Raw genomic sequence first — 14,965 nt, forward strand, 5'->3', positions numbered from 1 at the left:
GTTGTCTTGTAGAATTATCCATATTCAGGAATGTTTGTGCTCCAGCCTGCGTGAGGCGAGGGATAACAAGTAATTGACTATGCAATAGAGCAGGGCGGCAAACAAGAATGTTGGAATGACGTAATTGATATTTTGCCCATTAATGATCTGCACATGGTTCATCAATTCCGGCAAGGCAATGACGACGGCGAGTGAGGTATCCTTCAATAGCGAGATAAATTGGCTGACGATGGGCGGAACCATTCGCCGAAGCGCGATGGGAAGAACAATATGTCTTAGCGTCTGAGTCATAGTTAGCCCGGATGAGCGTCCTGCTTCGAGGAGTCCTTTTTCAACTGAGTTCAATCCACCCCGTACGATTTCAGAAATCATGGCCGATTCAAAAATAACAAGCGCGACTATGGCCGCTGTGAATTTATCCAGCTTAATCCCGATCTGCGGCAGGGCGAAATACGTAAAGAAGATGATCAACAATAGGGGCAGGTTACGAATGATCTCCACCACGATGGCAAATAGCTTGCCTAGAATGGGGACTTGGGCATACCGAACGGTTCCGACTATGACGCTGATGATAAAGCTAATGATGATGGACACTATGGCGACTTGTAAGGTGATGAGGGCGCCTTGTAGCAAAAACTGCATATTAACGGGGGACAACGCTCCAATGAAATCCATTATGCTTCGACTCCCTTCACACCTTGATATTTATGTTCCAAATAACGAATACCGAAGCTGAGCGGAATCGTCAGCACCAAATAAAACATCGCGGCAAAAATATAGGTGCTAAACGTGTCGAATGTATCGGAATTGATTAAGTCAGCTTGATACATGATGTCTGTAGCGGACAGAACAGTGAAGATGGATGAGTTTTTGACCAAGTTCAAAAATTGGTTGCCGAGCGGCGGAATAACCAACTTGACGGCCTGTGGCAGGATGATATGCCACATCGCTTGTGTATAGGTCAGTCCGGAAGAGCGAGCAGCCTCCATCTGTCCCTTAGGGATCGCCTGAATTCCAGCACGGATCACTTCCGCAATGAAAGCAGAAGTATATACGGTCAAGGCAGTAAGACCCGCCACAAATGGGATAAGGACGGTGCCAATTACGAGCGGAAGCCCGACCAGCGTAAAAAAGGCAATGAGCATCAGTGGGATGTTGCGAATAAATTCAACATAGATCGTACCAAGCCATTGAAGCGGCTTGACGGGTGTGATGCGAAATACCGCGATGATTGCACCTAGAATAAAGCTTGCCACGAGTGAAATCAGGCTGGCAGCCAGCGTGCCTCCCAGCCCGATCAAGTAGCGATCCAGATGCTCGCTCAGAATCGAAAAGTTGATAAACATCAATGTTCCTCCCTCGTTGGTAGGCTGGATGAACCCGAAAGAGGGGATGAGCGGCCAGCGCTTATCCCCTCACCGGAATCCGTACGGACATGACGGTCTGTTAGTTTGGCTTTTTGCCGATCCATTTCTCGTATATTTTGTCGTATTCACCGTTCTCCTTCAGCTCTTTCAAGGTGTCGTTCACGGCTTTAACTAGTTCTGCTTCTCCCTTGCGAATGCCGATGCCATAAGGCTCTTCTGTAAATGTCTCATCCAAGACACGGAAGTTGTTGTCCTGCTGAGCCATTCCATACAGCAGGGCGTTGTCAGTCGTCAACGCATTGCCCTGCTTAGCCTTCAAGGCTGTAAATGCTTCTGCATAATTTTCAAACTCCAGAATTTGCGCGTCAGGTGCAGATTCGCGAATGTTTTTGGCGGATGTAGAGCCTTTGGCTGTGAGTACCTTGGAATCATTGGTCAAATCCTTAATGGAGTTAATAGGGCTGTCAGCAGGGACAAGCAGGGACTGGCCGGCTGTAAAATATACATCTGAGAAATCAATCTCTTTTTTGCGCTCGTCGGTTATCGTCATGGTTGCGATAATGAAGTCTATGTCGCCATTTTTGAGCATTGGAATCCGTGTCTTCGATGTCACCTCCATGAACTCGATCGCATCCTCATTGCCCAGCACTTTTTTGGCAATTTGTTTCGCAATATCAATGTCCAAGCCTTGCACCTTTCCGGTGGCAGGGTCTTTCAGTCCAAATAGGTTCAGGTCATACTTCACGCCGGCAATAATTTTGCCCCGATTTTTGATTTTTGCAAGGGCGTTTTCTCCTTCAGAGGCTTGATTTCCGCAAGCGGATAAAGCGCTTACAATAAAGGCGGCTACAATTGTCATGCTCATCAATTTCATCCAACGTTTCATGGGATATACACTCCTTTTCATCGCTTATCATTTAGTGATTCAGTATCCGGCTAAGGAATAGCTGGGCACGCTCTTCGCGCGGTTTTGTAAAAAAGGAAACAGGCTCTGCTTCTTCGACAATCCTTCCCTGATCCATGAACACGATGCGATCTGCTACTTCCTTGGCGAAGCCCATCTCATGGGTAACGACGACCATCGTCATGCCTTCCTTCGCAAGCGTCCTCATAACGTCGAGCACTTCTCCGATAGTCTCAGGATCGAGTGCCGATGTAGGCTCATCGAACAGCATAATTTTGGGCTTCATCGCGAGTCCTCGCGCAATGGCAACACGCTGCTGCTGACCACCAGACAGCTGAGAAGGATAGGAGTTCGCCTTATCAGCAATGCCAACTTTGTCCAAATACAGTCTTGCTGCTTCCTCTGCTTCTTGCTTAGACATGCCTGCTACCTTTATCGGGGCGAGTGTAATATTTTGCAGCACCGTTTTATGCGGATACAGGTTGAAGTGCTGGAAGACCATGCCGATATTGCGCCGCAGTCGATTAATGTCAGTAGACTTGTCGTTTACGCGTATCCCGTCGACAATGAGCTCGCCGTCGGTAATCGTTTCGAGCCGGTTAATGCAGCGAACCATCGTGCTTTTCCCCGAACCGCTTGGGCCGATGACGACAACGACTTCCCCTTGCTTGATCGATAAATTAATGTCCTTAAGCACATGAAAGCTGCCGTAATGCTTATTGATTTGATGGAAATGTATCATGGGCCTCCTCCTTTCGCCGATCTATGGATTCGGATGCGGTATAGCACACAGCGTAATGGAAAAACAACTGAAAATGACGGAATCCTACAGCCTGGGTGTAAAAAAAATTTTTGAGTTATGCGGTTGACAAACGAGAAGTGCCGTAATACATTGTATGAGGAAAAACAAACAAGCTTTGTTAGGTGAGGCTCCTATACGAACAGAGGCCACTGCCCAGAAATATCGAGAGATGCCCATGGGTAGAACAGGAATTGTCGGATTAAGGCTCTTCTTAAGGTGGCTAAGGGAATGAATCCCTTTACGTTGTATAGTGCTGAAGCTCGACGAGGAGGGCTGGAACGGGATAGGCAATATCCCAGTTCTTTATTTGCGCATGCGTAACCCTTCGGCGAGCCGAAGGGTTTTTTTCGTATGATGAATCAATTAGACAGGAAAAGGCGGTGATTACGCATGGACGGAAGCCCGAGTCCGAAGACACAATTGCATAGCTTTGTGAAACCTTGGAACGGGAGAACCTTGATTCTCCTTGCTTTCCTATGCGTTATTCACTTGCCGACACCGATACATGGGATGGCTTATTTCGTCATGTAAGGAAATGGAAGTGTCGTTCAGAAGTACTGCACTTCCGTTGCTCCGCGATGAAATTCGTTCAGCCCGACCGTAACCGGCTATATACTTGTGGAGAATGACAGCTTTGATTGGTGATCGAAGATCATGTCATATCGGCAGCAGGGTACTCGTATGTGCGTTTGTACATGGAGTATTCAGACTTTGGATAGTCGAGGTCTGCTGGTATGAACCATATCCACAAGCGAGTGACATCCGTGAAAAGATGAGGAATTTCCCCTCTTGTGCGGAAGAAGTATGCGCATGCAGACAGCAAGGAAATGAAGGTTCGGGTCATGCAGACCTCCCTGTAGGCAGGGAGGTCTTTTTGCGCGTACTTTGGTGCATGAGAAGGAGGAATTCACTATGGAAATGAAGGTTAATCAAACTAAACGTAAATGGCCTAAATATGTGTCGCGCAGAGATGCAGATAAGGAAAATGCGAGGCTGGAACAGCGTCTCATCGAGGCATCGGAGTCTCATGTCGATGATGTGCTGGAAGAGTTGAAGACGAAGCCGTACGGCTTGGACGAGATGGAGGCAATGCGCCGCTTGGAGGAGTACGGCCCTAATCAGGTTGCGTATGAGAAGCCGCCTGCTTGGTACATTCAGCTGCTACGATGCTTCAAGAATCCATTCATTCTTGTTCTGCTCGGTCTGGACGTATTCTCGGTGCTTACGGATGATACAGAGGCCGTTATTATTATTTCGACAATGGTCACGATCAGCATTATCATTACGTTCACGCAGGAATTCCGCTCTTTGCGCACAGCGGAGAAGCTGAAGGCGATGGTGAAGACGACAGCCGCAGTTATTCGCGGCGGGCAGAGCCGTGAGATTGATATGGAGCAGCTCGTTCCTGGGGATATGATAAGGCTCGCGGCAGGCGATCTCATTCCTGCAGATATCCGCCTTCTGTCTGCCAAGGACTTGCTTGTTATGGAGTCGGCGCTGACGGGAGAAGCGATGCCGGTAGAGAAGCGGGATATTGGGGTCCTGCCTGAACAGCGCCGCATTAAGGCGATTAAGACAGCTAAGCAGGCGTTGGAGCTAGATAATATGGCGTACATGGGGACGACGGTTGTCAGCGGATCCGCGACAGCAGTTGTCATTGCGACAGGCTCGCAAACGTACTTTGGCGCTATGGCGCATAGCTTGGTCGGAGCACGGCCCATGACGAGCTTCGAGCGCGGCATCAATAGTGTCAGCTTCGTGCTTATTCGCTTTATGCTGGTGATGGTGCCGATTATCTTTTTCATCAACGGATTCTCGAAGGGCGACTGGTGGGATGCGCTGTTCTTCGGATTGTCAGTCGCAGTAGGGTTAACGCCGGAAATGCTGCCCGTCATTGTGACGTCAAATCTGGCGAAGGGTGCGATGGCGATGTCGCGCCAGAAGGTAGTCGTGAAGCGGCTCAATGCGATTCAGAATTTGGGCGCGATGAATGTGCTGTGCACGGATAAGACAGGAACCTTGACGCAGGACAAAATTATACTGGAGAAGCATTTGAACATCCATGGGGAAGAAAGTGAACAAGTGCTTCGGTACGCGTACTTGAACAGCCGATATCAGACAGGGCTCCGCAATCTGCTCGACCATGCGGTCGTAGAGCGGGCAGAAGAGCAAGGCCTTGCAGGTCTGGATCTGGATTATACGAAGGTTGACGAGATTCCATTCGACTTCAATCGCAGACGGATGTCTGTGGTCTTGTCTAGAAAGCAAGGGGAACATGTTCTGATCTGCAAAGGCGCAATGGAGGAAATGCTCTCAATCAGTGATTCCATGCTAGATGGCAAACAGGTCGTTGGCTTGGAGCAGGATATGAAGCAGCAGTTGCTGCGCAAAGCGAATGAAATGAACGAAGATGGGCTTCGCGTCATTGGTGTAGCGATGAAAGTTCTGCATGATGGAAGTTCCCGTGAATCCTACAGTGCTGCTGATGAGCAAGGGCTTGTATTCGCTGGCTATATCGGCTTCCTGGATCCGCCGAAGGATAGTACGGCCCCTGCAATTGCAGCGCTGCTTGAGCATGGGGTAGCTGTGAAGGTGCTGACTGGAGATAACGATGCGGTGACGCGCAAGGTGTGCCGCGATGTGGGCATCGACACAGGTCGTATTGTGCTAGGCAAGGAAATTGATGAGTTGAGCGATACGGCGCTTGCGGAGCTGGCTGACAAGACGACGGTATTCGCGAAGCTGAATCCGATGCAGAAGGCGCGGATCGTTCGTGCCCTGCAGGCGAAGGGGCATACGGTCGGATTTATGGGTGACGGCATTAACGATGCAATCTCTTTGAAGGAAGCGGATATTGGCATATCGGTTGATACTGCGGTGGATATTGCGAAGGAGTCGGCAGATATTATTCTGCTCGAAAAGTCTCTTATGGTGCTGGAGAAGGGGATCATCGAAGGTCGCCGCACGTTCGGCAACATGATCAAGTACATCAAGATGACGGCCAGCTCGAACTTCGGCAACGTGTTCAGTGTACTCGGCGCGAGCTTGTTCCTGCCGTTTCTGCCGATGCTGCCGCTGCATCTGCTCGTGCAGAACCTGTTCTATGATGTGTCGCAGCTGTCGATTCCGTGGGACAACATGGATAAAGAGTTCTTGAAGAAGCCGCGTACGTGGGACGCGAAGTCGATTGGCCGCTTCATGCTGTTCATTGGGCCAACAAGTTCAATCTTCGACTTCCTCACTTATGGATTGATGATGTTCGTCTTCGCTGCGAATTCACCTGCAGATCAAGCCCTATTCCATTCCGGTTGGTTCATTGAGGGGCTGCTGTCGCAGACCTTGATCGTGCATATGATCCGTACGGAGAAGGTGCCGTTTATCCAGAGTCGGGCGAGCCTTCCTGTCATGCTGCTGACGGGGCTCATTATGCTGGCAGGCATTATGATTCCGTTCTCCGAATTCGGAGAAGGGATTGGCCTAGTGCCGCTACCATTGTCGTATTTCCCTTGGTTGGCTGCTATTCTGCTCGGTTACTGCATTTTGACGCAGTCCGTCAAGAAATGGTATATCCGCCGCTTCAACGACTGGCTGTAAGGATCGAGAATGTAAGGATTGACTGTAAGAACTGGCTGCAATTCAATTATCGATTCAATCTCGAACCTTGCTATCCTTTTCGATAAAAGCAAACAGATCGAGTTCAGCAGCTTCATTGCTCGAACTCGATCTGACATCATACCATCTACGATTTCTACAAGGGAGGCTATCAAAGTAACAGAGCTAACGCTAGCTAACCATGTACGTGATAGCGCCTCCGTCACTTGGTCTAACGCTGTAACATTACTGCATATTGTTTACGGTCTTCACGATATCCGATCCCGTGCCAAGCTTGTAGCCTTGGAGCTGGTAACGGATGCGGTGCTGATGATCCACGACAACAACGAGCGGGTATTCTTGCCCGTTCCATTCCGGCAAGGAAGGAAGCAGAGCTTGCAGAGCCCCTCCATCTTCATCCACGCTGTATGTTGTATGCTCCGGCATGCCCTCAAGCTTGAATTCGCCGCGATTGCGCTGCGTTTCTACCATAAGCGCAATCTGGCCTCCCCATTGATCGAGCTCTGCCTTGAGCTCGCGCAATTCTCGCGCGAGGTGCTTGGAAGGCTCCCGTTCTGGATCGAGCCATGCAAGGACGATTCCTTGCTCGGGAATATTGAGATCCGCCTGCGCGGTCATGAGTTCCCACTGATTGGCCGTCACTGTACCGAGTACCGGAACATGAATCTCTTCCTTACGGAACACGATAGGCACCGATGTTGTTGTCCCGTCTTGCACCGAGAAGAAGGTTTGGCGAACTAGCACCGTTCCGTCGCTAAGGCGAGTTCCCGTTGTCATTCGATAGTCGCCGCTCAGCACCTCGTAAGGCTTGTCGTACATATCTTTTTCACCATATGGGAAGGTCAAGGTACGGTAACTACCCTTCTCGAATCGAGAAATGGTGAAATTCAAGTAATAGGCAGCTTCTTGATCTCCTTCTCCTCGTGTAAATACGACGGAACCAGTAGCGGCAGCTTCCACAGGCGCCTCGACGGCATCCTGATGGAACAGGGCATCTTGCCACGCGCCATCCATCCAGAATTGCGGACGTGTATTCAGCGGCTCAAGTCGCGCTGGGATTCCGATGCTGCGCGCGATTGCCACGAAGCATACATCCCGGCTTACGCGATCAGCCAGCTTCAATTGGAATGCGCCGACTGGCGTAATCATGCCATTGTAGCGATCGATACGGCCTTCAAGTGTTATGTCATTGGCCAAGCGCTCAACCAGCTGCTGCGGATTGGCTGTATAGGCCGCCTTCTCCTCAGCCGTTAGATTGGCTTGGAAGAATGCGCGATAAGGCTTGATCATTTCATAATAGGCACGCGGACAGAGCACATAGGTTGCGAATAGCTCCTCATCCTTCACCTGCTGCAGATAGGGAAGGGCACCCTCCAAATGATCGCGCAGTGTCTCAATCATCGTGTCTTGTGTATCTTTCTCGTGCAGCGATTCGAGCAGTCGGAGCGGCCATTCGCCATGTTCCGGTGTGCAGGATTCGAGGAAAGACGCTATTTCATGACTGTTCCCACGTGCATGACGTAGTACCGTCCATACACGATCTGCAGGCAGGGAGAGCTTGCGCGCCAATTCCCCAGCCTGTTCTTCATTCATAAATGTAGCTTCGTATGCGGCACGTGTTGCTGTACCGTGCTGGACACGGTTATCGTTCGCCTGACGTTCCTCGTCTGTCATCCGATCTTCACTCTTGTCTGGAATCTCTGGCGGCGGCACCATATTGAATTCTAATACTTCGTGCTCCGGTGGCTCAGACTGGAGCGTTACGGTGAAAATATCCGCATCTCCGACCGAAATATCGCGGAAGCCGTAGCCTTGCTCGTTGCGTACGTGGATAAGGAGGTCGCCATATCCCGTTGTGAATGCTACTTGTCCATCCGCGTCGGTTGGCAATGTCGTAACAGAGTAGAATTCAGCGAAATTGTACATTTGGAAATGAACTTCGGCCGGCGTTGCTTCTCCTTGCTCATTCACGACTTGTATTGTAATGGTCTTGCGCGGCGCATAATTGCCGAGCAGGTTGATCTCGGTATACCAAGGGTGGCTGGAACACGTTTCCTCGGGCCCGTTATAATCAGCAGGAACGCGCGTATGCACAAGCATGGCTCGGCGTGAAGGAGCCTTGAACCAGCCTTCGTTCAGGCGTCCCTCCGGCTCACATGCACCGAGGAAGTACCATGTGCCATCCGCCCAAGCTTCCACCCATGCGTGGTTCGAATCACAATGCGCCCAGCGCGGCGTGTAGCATTGGCGCGCCGGAATGCCGACACTGCGCAGTGCGGCGACGGCTAGTGTCGATTGTTCCCCGCAGCGGCCTAGAGCCGTACGCATCAGGGTCAGTGGAGATACGGTACGCTGATTCGTGCCGACATAGGTTGCTTTCTCATGACACCAATAGTTCGTTTCCAAAATCGCATCGATCATGGATTTATCCTTCACACGATTAACGAGCTCGTGATAAATCACTTCGCGATTGTCGTCGATATTCTCATTGTTGACCCGGTAGGGGAGGACAAAGTTCATGAAGATGTAATCTGGAATGTCTTTTCCCCAAGGAAGCGCCTGACGTGTTGCTAGAGTGCGGCGCACATGAGCTAGGAAGAAATCCCCGTTATAGTCAGCCAAGTCGTGAATTGGCATGTAGGCGTACAAGTATTTCAAGAGTAAGCGTTCTTCCCCGGTCAGCTCTTGACTGAATACACCGAACAGCTCTGTTGAACGGTGCTTGGCTAATTCTTGTTTATAATGAAACTTATCTTCGATCTGTTGAAGGAATGTGCTATCTGCGTAGCCAGTTGTACTCGTCATCTTGTTCATCAACTCCGTGTGTGGAATGTCTGTGATGCAGTGATGGTTCATGTATGATTGTTAGTCCGGTCGAACTTGGTCATTGGAACATCGGTTACTGCTACTGGTTACTGGTTACTGGTTACTGGTTACTGGTTACTGGTTACTGGTTACTGGTTATGTTATCGATAACCACAAGAAATGCAGAGAACGGATGTGCCGAAGGCTTGGAGCATGCATGCTGCGCAGCAAACCTATTCGCGCCACACCTTCCCATCCTCTTGAATGCGAATCCACTGCAGTCCGTCCTGTGACTTGGCAGACATGAGGAAGGTTCCGCTTGTTGTCTCAATGACAGGTTCAATGCTGCACACCTCTTCGTTCATTAACGCAGACAAGGTTGGTGCATAATGTCCATGCGCTGCATAATGCTGGCGCTGCCGGTAATAGAGCTTGCGCAGTTCCCACTTAATCAGCTCATCTTGCGTAAGTTTAAAGGAGGGTTCTGGCTGATTCGCCTCGGCGAAGACGACGAAGCCCCATAGCTCTGGATAATGCATATTAATAATGCCTTGCGGGCTCCATACCCAGTTATACTCTGGATAAGGGGCGTTCGTATCCGGATTGATTGTCTTTACGTACTTTCCGTTCTGCACTTCAGCACGCCACTCGACACGGGAGAAGTTAATTCGCCAATACTCCTCATGACGCGGCAAGCGTCCCTCTGGCGCACATTCCTTCAGCGCGCTCCAAGGCATGGCCACTTCAATGCTCCAACCCTTGTTGTCTGCATTTGGATTATTCACTTCGCCATCAATATGTACAGCAGTTCGAATACCGCGAATATCCCAGGAATTAATAGGTGGACCGCCATCACGGTAAGGCTTCGGCAGCAGCAAGTCCCATATCGTGTTGAAGGCGTTCATTTCGAACTCATAGTAGTTATGCGTGTCGCCGTCGGGATCAATGAAAATCTCGAAATCATTATCGTAGAAAATGACGGAATCTCGCTCCGTCAATGTCGCCCATATCTGATCTTCTTCCATTTCGGCACCGAAGTATAAATACTCGTCATCCCAAAGCATTTTGACCCGTGTGCGCTTGAACGGCCGTGGCTTCAAATCTCCCTCAATATCAACAAAGTCGTCTGTCCACGGGGCATTCGCCCAAAAAGGCTTATCCAATCGTCCATCAAGCTGTAACGGTTCTGCTGTGCGGTGGCAAATGTAATGCTTTGGCTCGAATACGATATTCGGTTCAGGAACGCCGCTTCTATCCATCTTCCATCCTCCTCTAGATGAATGCATGTGGTAGGTGTTGGAGAACACACAAATACGCAAATATGGCAATGAAGATAAAACTTATCCTTATACTAGATGGATATAATCGGATATTCAATAGGGAAACGCGATTTTCGGCGAAAAAAAGTTATCGGTATCACAAAATGTCGAACATGTCGGTTTCGCTGTTGTATCTGAAGATAAATAAAGAGAGCATCCATGAAGAATGCCCTCTTCGTAACTGAGTATATTTTCTATCCATAGTAACAACGATTGCTTATGCTTGCTTCATGAAGAAGGCAGCAGGCTGAGTTAGAAAATGCCACCTCTTCTATATCGGGGCACTATCTATGTTATCTTGCGGTTTACCAAGCGCGTTCGTAAGACTTCGGCTTAGGCAGTTCAGCACGAAGTGCTCGTGCAGCCCGCAACGGCCAGTATGGGTCACGCAGCAGTTCACGTCCGAGAAGGACGAGATCCGCACGGTCATTACGGACGATCTCTTCTGCTAGAGCTGGCTCGGTAATAAGGCCGACTGCTCCCGTAGCTATGCCAGCCGACTGACGAATGGCATGCGCATAAGGCACTTGGTAGCCGGGGAATACATCGATTGGATGCGGTACTACCGCGCCGGAACTGCAGTCAACGAGGCTGACGCCTTGATCCTTCATGCGGCGTGCATAGTCGATATAAGCTTCCAGAGAGTTGCCTCCATCTGCATACTCATTGGCCGAAATACGCACGAACACGGGGCCTTCCCAATTGAGGCGCACTGCATCGATTACATCGCTTAAGAAGCGGTATCTTCCTTCTGTGCTTCCACCATACATGTCCATGCGCTGGTTCGTAAGCGGGGAGAGGAATTCATTGATCAGGTAGCCATGAGCACCATGGATTTCTACGATATCGAAGCCTGCTTCCTTCGCTCTACGAGCGGCTTCTGCGAATGCCTTCACCGTCCGGCGAATCTGCTCCTGCGACATTTCTTCAGGCACTGCGTAATCCTCACTAAATGCAATTGCCGATGGAGCAATTGCGCCTGGAACGGTAGCCTTGCGGCCTGCATGGGCAAGCTGGATTGCGATCTTGCTGCCATGGGAATGCACCAGATCAGTAAGCTTGCGCAGACCCGCAATCTGATCGTCGCTCCAAATTCCTAAATCACGAGCACTGATACGACCTTCTGGTGTGACGGCAGTCGCTTCCACGATAATAAGCCCGACTTGCCCAACTGCACGAGAGGCATAATGGACCAAGTGCCATTCCGTTACTTTGCCATCTTCATCATCACATGCATACATGCACATCGGAGACATAGCAATCCGGTTCGGGATTGTAACTCCTCCGATCGTTATCGGTTCAAACAAGCGAGACATGTGTAAGTATCCCTCCATCTCCATTGGAACTAGATCATTGATCATTCACTCATGACTATTATACGCCCGTCCAGACAGCAGGCACAAATGACGGACTGTTGAACCTTTATTTATTGACAAGCTTAGAGGCTTGCTTTATTTGCTTCGTTAGCCATGTCAGGCAATCCGCGGTGATCTCGTCGCGGTTCGTTTCATTGAGCAGCTCATGGCGCGCACCCGCATAGAGCTTGCATTCGACTTGTTCCAGACCAAGTTGTCCATATAGATCCGCCAGCTTGCGGACACCCTTGCCGTAGTTGCCTACCGGATCTTCATCTCCTGCAATAAGCAGCATAGGCAGCTGCTTCGGAATGCGGTTCATGACCTCGGGACGATGGATATTGCGCAGCAGCTTGAAGAAGTCGCGATAGAATCCGACCGTGCTTAGAAATCCACAGTAAGGATCTGCAACATACTTATCGACTTCCTCCAGATCGCGGCTTAACCAGTCTACCTGTGTGCGCGCTGGCTTGAATTTGCGATTGAAGCTGCCGAACGCCATCTTATCGATGAAGGTACTGCGATGGCGAGATCCCTTCACCGAGGCGATCAACTTCGTAACGCCGACACCTGCTAGCAGCTCAGGACCGCGAGGGCCATTGCTTCCGCATAGGATGACGCCGTCTATCAGGCTCGCATGTTCTGTTATATATTGCTGAGCGAGGAAAGAGCCCATGCTATGAGCGAACAGAAACAGAGGAATATCGCCATTCTGCTCTCGAATCATCTTGGTGAGCTGCGCCATATTGCGCACCATCCACGTGAATCCGTCCTCGCCAACATAGCCCAAGTCTTGCTCTGTTGCTGCTGTAAGGCCATGACCGCGATGATCATTGGCATATACGATATAACCGGCAGCCGTAAGCTCTTCGGCAAAGCGCTCATAGCGAATCGCTGTTTCGGTCATCCCATGAGCGATTTGTACCACGCCTCGAACCTCAACTGTGTCCTCGGGCATCCAGTGGTAGACATGAATCCGTACTTGTTCTTCATCTATAAATTGAAAGGTGTTCGTTCTCATCAGATTGCCTCCTCATCGGCATTTGTTCCGTTACCCTTTTCTTACATTATATCGAGAGCTTTGAATCGAAAGCTACGTTATTTTCTAACTGCATCATACACGGAATTCATTCCACTATGGTATGATACATTACAAATAGACTGAGGGAGGCGGTACAGATGTTCACACCGACACTATATACTGGCGATAGAGCCAAGGATTATCTGATTATCAATGGACAGCTGGCCGCATTAATCGAAGGTGAGCCGAATTTCATTGCGAATATGTCTAATGCAGCTGCGCTATTGTGGCATGGGCTTAAGGATATTAACTGGGCTGGATTTTACTTGATGGATGAGGAGAAAGGGGAACTTGTGCTCGGGCCGTTCCAAGGACTGCCTGCATGTGTAAGAATTCCGCTTGGCCGCGGCGTGTGCGGAACGGCGGCGAAGGAACAGCGTACAGTAATTGTGCCGGATGTTCACGCATTTCCCGGACATATTGCCTGTGATGCGGCATCGCGCTCCGAAATTGTTGTCCCACTGATAAAGGAAGGCAAGCTTATCGGGGTACTGGATATCGATAGCCCGATTACAGATCGCTTCAATGAACAGGATCAAGAAGCGTTGGAGAAGCTGGTCAGTGCGCTTTTAGCTGAGAGCCAATTGTAGACGTTTCGATTTGATGCGGAAAATAGAAGATGGTGCTGCATGAAGGGAAGGAACATCGTTCTAGAATACCTCTGCAGCACTATATAGTAAATATAGGTAAATTTATTTTAGTGTTGAAACAATAATTTGACTTCTCTATAATATTTGGTGTCAACAAAATTTGCTGGTGTAGCTCAGGGGTAGAGCAACGCATTCGTAATGCGTGGGTCGGGGGTTCAATTCCCTTCTCCAGCACCATGTAATGTCGATAACGGCGCGGTTTCCGAGCAATCGGAGATCGCGCTTTCCCCTTTTCTAGGGCTGACTTCTAACATTCTTCTAACCTTTATCCAGATAAAGTGGATTTTCAGTATCTATTTTCGTTCCTGTAATCGAATCGCCAATATTGCGTTGAACTGCCTCCTGCATGTTTGGCAACACATGTGAGTAGGTATCAAGTGTTACGTTGATAGACGAATGGCCAAGACGTTCTTGAACGATCTTAGGGTGTATACCTGCTTTCAATAGCAGTGTGGCGTGAGTATGCCGAAGATCATGAAATCGTATCCTAGGGAAATCAGGATGTTCATTTTTTTTCTCAAAATGCTTCTCCAACAATGTCACTGTGTTAGGGAACAGAGAGATATCTCGTTCGCTACTGTCGCTATTCGTGTCGTCAAAATCATAGACGTTAAATTAGAGGACGTTTACGCCCTGAAAACGATGATCGATAAAGATGTAATTTATCAATAAGTGTGATTTCATCATTCTGGGAATTTCGTCCAATAGTATATTTTAGGAGGTTTACAATGAAGAAAAAGCTGGTCATTTTTGTATCACTTGTTTTTGCTCTTACCTCTTTGTTAATTGGTGGAGCATTTGCTAGTGGGAAAATTTCAATTGTTGTAAACGGTCAAACAGTACCTACTGACGTTTCGCCTCGCAATGTTGATGGAAGAGTCATGGTTCCTATTAGTACGATTTCTAAGGCATTAGGTGCTGGTGTGACTTGGGATTCTAAAAAACAAACTGTAATTATTAATCAGAAAAACGGAACTTCGGTTTCTACTCCTGATCTATGGAATGAAAAATTAAATCTGTCTGGGGACAATGGGCAGACATCGTATCTTTAATTAATAAGTATTTCGTTT

The 14,965-nt window shown here is 49.2% G+C and carries 12 protein-coding genes, 1 tRNA gene, 1 pseudogene and 1 riboswitch; of the genes and pseudogenes, 4 read left to right on the forward strand and 10 right to left on the reverse strand.

The features are described from left to right. Nucleotides 1–24: 24 nt before the first annotated feature. The 5 genes from BLS15_RS12850 to BLS15_RS12870 all read right to left on the reverse strand — a co-directional run bounded on the left by BLS15_RS12850 (nt 25) and on the right by BLS15_RS12870 (nt 3,917). A complete protein-coding gene (locus tag BLS15_RS12850; RefSeq protein WP_021256292.1) occupies nt 25–675 on the reverse strand; it encodes an amino acid ABC transporter permease in 651 nt (216 codons plus the stop codon). Further along, on the reverse strand, nt 675–1,346 hold the full coding sequence (locus BLS15_RS12855) for an amino acid ABC transporter permease (RefSeq protein ID WP_028533526.1): 672 nt from the start codon (nt 1,344–1,346) through the stop codon (nt 675–677). The genes BLS15_RS12850 and BLS15_RS12855 overlap by 1 nt, the downstream gene beginning before the upstream one ends. A 100-nt stretch (nt 1,347–1,446) precedes the next feature. Beyond that, the gene (locus tag BLS15_RS12860; protein WP_231515211.1) at nt 1,447–2,226 is read right to left on the reverse strand and encodes a transporter substrate-binding domain-containing protein; all 780 of its coding nucleotides are present in this window, start codon (nt 2,224–2,226) and stop codon (nt 1,447–1,449) included. A 58-nt stretch (nt 2,227–2,284) separates the two neighbouring features. Continuing rightward, nucleotides 2,285–3,013 (reverse strand): amino acid ABC transporter ATP-binding protein, encoded by a 729-nt coding sequence (locus BLS15_RS12865; protein ID WP_021256288.1) that lies wholly within the window; start codon nt 3,011–3,013, stop codon nt 2,285–2,287. Between the two features lie 167 nt (nt 3,014–3,180). After that, nucleotides 3,181–3,352, forward strand: a riboswitch (M-box (ykoK) riboswitch). A 373-nt stretch (nt 3,353–3,725) separates the two neighbouring features. Continuing rightward, nucleotides 3,726–3,917 carry a hypothetical protein gene (locus tag BLS15_RS12870; protein WP_028533527.1) on the reverse strand — a complete coding sequence of 64 codons (192 nt, stop codon included), beginning with the start codon at nt 3,915–3,917 and terminating at the stop codon, nt 3,726–3,728. A 68-nt stretch (nt 3,918–3,985) separates the two neighbouring features. On the opposite strand from BLS15_RS12870, the gene mgtA reads away from it, so the two are divergent. Beyond that, on the forward strand, nt 3,986–6,667 hold the full coding sequence (mgtA, locus tag BLS15_RS12875) for a magnesium-translocating P-type ATPase (protein ID WP_090511851.1): 2,682 nt from the start codon (nt 3,986–3,988) through the stop codon (nt 6,665–6,667). Nucleotides 6,668–6,910: 243 nt separating this feature from the next. Here the strand turns inward: mgtA and BLS15_RS12880 are convergent, their stop codons facing one another. The 4 genes from BLS15_RS12880 to BLS15_RS12895 form a co-directional block, all read right to left on the reverse strand. Continuing rightward, nucleotides 6,911–9,490 carry a transglutaminase-like domain-containing protein gene (locus BLS15_RS12880; RefSeq protein ID WP_254777337.1) on the reverse strand — a complete coding sequence of 860 codons (2,580 nt, stop codon included), beginning with the start codon at nt 9,488–9,490 and terminating at the stop codon, nt 6,911–6,913. A 233-nt stretch (nt 9,491–9,723) separates the two neighbouring features. Beyond that, nucleotides 9,724–10,749, reverse strand: coding sequence for a carbohydrate-binding family 9-like protein (locus BLS15_RS12885; RefSeq protein WP_021256285.1), 1,026 nt, complete (start codon nt 10,747–10,749; stop codon nt 9,724–9,726). Nucleotides 10,750–11,114: 365 nt separating this feature from the next. After that, complete coding sequence (gene namA / locus BLS15_RS12890) at nt 11,115–12,125, reverse strand: NADPH dehydrogenase NamA (protein WP_021256284.1); 1,011 nt, start codon at nt 12,123–12,125, stop codon at nt 11,115–11,117. Nucleotides 12,126–12,231: 106 nt separating this feature from the next. After that, nucleotides 12,232–13,185 (reverse strand): alpha/beta hydrolase, encoded by a 954-nt coding sequence (locus BLS15_RS12895; RefSeq protein WP_021256283.1) that lies wholly within the window; start codon nt 13,183–13,185, stop codon nt 12,232–12,234. A gap of 158 nt (nt 13,186–13,343) precedes the next feature. Between BLS15_RS12895 and BLS15_RS12900 the strand changes: the two genes are divergently transcribed. Beyond that, nucleotides 13,344–13,835: a GAF domain-containing protein gene (locus BLS15_RS12900; protein ID WP_090511858.1), complete on the forward strand. Its 492-nt coding sequence runs from the start codon at nt 13,344–13,346 to the stop codon at nt 13,833–13,835. Between the two features lie 162 nt (nt 13,836–13,997). Beyond that, a tRNA-Thr gene (locus BLS15_RS12905) sits at nt 13,998–14,072 on the forward strand. Between the two features lie 81 nt (nt 14,073–14,153). Here BLS15_RS12905 and BLS15_RS12910 read toward each other — a convergent pair. Next, nucleotides 14,154–14,441: pseudogene (locus BLS15_RS12910) on the reverse strand (tyrosine-type recombinase/integrase); the annotation flags it as partial. A 182-nt stretch (nt 14,442–14,623) separates the two neighbouring features. Between BLS15_RS12910 and BLS15_RS12915 the strand changes: the two are divergent. Continuing rightward, nucleotides 14,624–14,947, forward strand: a complete 324-nt coding sequence (locus BLS15_RS12915) for a copper amine oxidase N-terminal domain-containing protein (protein WP_021256279.1) — start codon at nt 14,624–14,626, stop codon at nt 14,945–14,947. The last annotated feature ends 18 nt before the right edge of the window (nt 14,948–14,965 follow it).

The sequence above is a fragment of the Paenibacillus sp. cl6col genome (assembly GCF_900102125.1).
Classification (GTDB): domain Bacteria; phylum Bacillota; class Bacilli; order Paenibacillales; family Paenibacillaceae; genus Paenibacillus_B; species Paenibacillus_B suaedae.

Bases quoted from the DNA above. Each gene is read 5' to 3' on its own strand.
- BLS15_RS12850 (WP_021256292.1), bottom strand. From the start codon at position 675: ATGGATTTCATTGGAGCGTTGTCCCCCGTTAATATGCAGTTTTTGCTA.
- BLS15_RS12900 (WP_090511858.1), top strand. From the start codon at position 13,344: ATGTTCACACCGACACTATATACTGGCGATAGAGCCAAGGATTATCTG.
- BLS15_RS12915 (WP_021256279.1), top strand. From the start codon at position 14,624: ATGAAGAAAAAGCTGGTCATTTTTGTATCACTTGTTTTTGCTCTTACC.
- BLS15_RS12880 (WP_254777337.1), bottom strand. From the start codon at position 9,490: ATGACGAGTACAACTGGCTACGCAGATAGCACATTCCTTCAACAGATC.
- BLS15_RS12865 (WP_021256288.1), bottom strand. From the start codon at position 3,013: ATGATACATTTCCATCAAATCAATAAGCATTACGGCAGCTTTCATGTG.
- namA (WP_021256284.1), bottom strand. From the start codon at position 12,125: ATGTCTCGCTTGTTTGAACCGATAACGATCGGAGGAGTTACAATCCCG.
- BLS15_RS12885 (WP_021256285.1), bottom strand. From the start codon at position 10,749: ATGGATAGAAGCGGCGTTCCTGAACCGAATATCGTATTCGAGCCAAAG.
- BLS15_RS12860 (WP_231515211.1), bottom strand. From the start codon at position 2,226: ATGACAATTGTAGCCGCCTTTATTGTAAGCGCTTTATCCGCTTGCGGA.
- BLS15_RS12895 (WP_021256283.1), bottom strand. From the start codon at position 13,185: ATGAGAACGAACACCTTTCAATTTATAGATGAAGAACAAGTACGGATT.
- BLS15_RS12855 (WP_028533526.1), bottom strand. From the start codon at position 1,346: ATGTTTATCAACTTTTCGATTCTGAGCGAGCATCTGGATCGCTACTTG.
- BLS15_RS12870 (WP_028533527.1), bottom strand. From the start codon at position 3,917: ATGACCCGAACCTTCATTTCCTTGCTGTCTGCATGCGCATACTTCTTC.
- mgtA (WP_090511851.1), top strand. From the start codon at position 3,986: ATGGAAATGAAGGTTAATCAAACTAAACGTAAATGGCCTAAATATGTG.